The sequence below is a fragment of the Burkholderia puraquae genome (assembly GCF_002099195.1).
GTDB classification, from domain to species: Bacteria; Pseudomonadota; Gammaproteobacteria; order Burkholderiales; family Burkholderiaceae; genus Burkholderia; species Burkholderia puraquae.
Map to the genome: position 1 here is coordinate 1 of NZ_NBYX01000060.1, position 1,993 is coordinate 1,993.

Annotated in this window: 2 protein-coding genes; both read left to right on the forward strand. The window is 62.0% G+C overall.

Annotated features, from left to right (window positions below; genetic code table 11):
- On the forward strand, window positions 1-1,023 hold a 1,023-nt coding region (sucC, locus tag B7G54_RS37740), incomplete at its 5' end, for an ADP-forming succinate--CoA ligase subunit beta (RefSeq protein ID WP_085043687.1).
- 64 nt (window positions 1,024-1,087) lie between these two features.
- Window positions 1,088-1,969, forward strand: coding sequence for a succinate--CoA ligase subunit alpha (gene sucD / locus B7G54_RS37745; RefSeq protein WP_006477916.1), 882 nt, complete (start codon window positions 1,088-1,090; stop codon window positions 1,967-1,969).
- Window positions 1,970-1,993: the final 24 nt, after the last annotated feature.

The following is a 1,993-nucleotide window of genomic DNA, read 5'->3' on the forward strand; positions in this document are numbered from 1 at the left end:
ATTCACGCAGGTGGCCGTGGCAAGGGCGGCGGCGTGAAGGTGGCGAAGTCGATCGAGCAGGTTCGCGAATACGCGAACCAGATCCTCGGCATGCAGCTCGTCACGCACCAGACCGGCCCGGAAGGCCAGAAGGTCAACCGTCTGATGGTCGAAGAAGGCGCCGACATCAAGCAGGAACTGTATGTCAGCCTCGTCGTTGATCGCGTGACGCAAAAGATCGTTCTGATGGGTTCGAGCGAAGGCGGCATGGACATCGAAGAAGTTGCCGAAAAGCACCCGGAACTGATTCACAAGGTCATCGTCGAGCCGTCGACGGGCCTGCTCGACGCACAGGCCGACGACCTCGCCGCGAAGATCGGCGTACCGGCTGCATCGATTCCGCAAGCGCGCGCGATCCTGCAAGGCCTGTACAAGGCATTCTGGGAAACCGACGCATCGCTGGCTGAAATCAACCCGCTGAACGTCTCCGGCGACGGCAAGGTCATCGCACTCGACGCGAAGTTCAACTTCGACTCGAACGCGCTGTTCCGCCACCCGGAAATCGTYGCGTACCGCGATCTGGACGAAGAAGATCCGGCTGAAATCGAAGCGTCGAAGTTCGACCTCGCGTACATCTCGCTCGACGGCAACATCGGCTGYCTCGTGAACGGCGCAGGCCTSGCGATGGCGACGATGGACACCATCAAGCTGTTCGGCGGCGAGCCGGCGAACTTCCTGGACGTCGGCGGTGGCGCGACGACCGAGAAGGTCACGGAAGCGTTCAAGCTGATGCTGAAGAACCCGGACCTGAAGGCGATCCTCGTRAACATCTTCGGCGGCATCATGCGCTGCGACGTGATCGCGGAAGGCGTGATCGCCGGTTCGAAGGCCGTGAACCTGAAGGTGCCGCTCGTCGTGCGCATGAAGGGCACGAACGAGGACCTCGGCAAGAAGATGCTGGCCGATTCGGGCCTGCCGATCATCTCGGCGGACAGCATGGAAGAGGCTGCGCAGAAGGTCGTCGCRGCTGCCGCAGGCAAGTAACGCTATCGAATACGCATGGCGGCGCGGTTTGCACGCGACGCCCATCGAACAGAGGTCAAAATACATGTCGATTCTGATCAACAAGGACACGAAGGTCATCACGCAGGGCATTACCGGCAAAACCGGTCAGTTCCATACGCGCGCCTGCCGTGAATACGCAAAYGGCCGCGAAGCATTCGTCGCGGGCGTGAACCCGAAGAAGGCCGGCGAAGATTTCGAAGGCATTCCGATCTACGCGAGCGTCAAGGAAGCGAAGGCCGAAACCGGCGCAACCGTGTCGGTCATCTACGTTCCGCCGGCAGGCGCAGCGGCTGCGATCTGGGAAGCGGTCGAAGCCGATCTCGATCTCGCGATCTGCATCACGGAAGGCATTCCCGTCCGTGACATGATCGAAGTGAAGGACCGCATGCGTCGCGAAGGCCGCAAGACGCTGCTGCTCGGGCCGAACTGCCCGGGCACGATCACGCCGGACGAACTGAAGATCGGCATCATGCCGGGTCACATCCACCGCAAGGGCCGCATCGGCGTCGTGTCGCGTTCGGGCACGCTGACGTATGAAGCCGTTGCWCAGCTGACGGCACTGGGCCTCGGCCAGTCGTCGGCAGTCGGTATCGGCGGCGACCCGATCAAYGGTCTGAAGCACATCGACGTGATGAAGATGTTCAACGACGATCCGGATACGGAYGCRGTCGTGATGATCGGCGAAATCGGCGGTCCGGACGAAGCCAACGCCGCCGAGTGGATCAAGGACAACATGAAGAAGCCGGTCGTCGGCTTCATCGCGGGCGTCACGGCGCCTCCGGGCAAGCGCATGGGCCACGCCGGCGCGCTGATCTCGGGCGGTGCGGATACGGCCGAAGCGAAGCTGGAAATCATGGAAGCGTGCGGCATCACCGTCACGCGCAACCCGTCGGAAATGGGTCGCCTGCTGAAGAAGGCGCTGTAATATTTCCGCTGGGTTCGTCCTGCA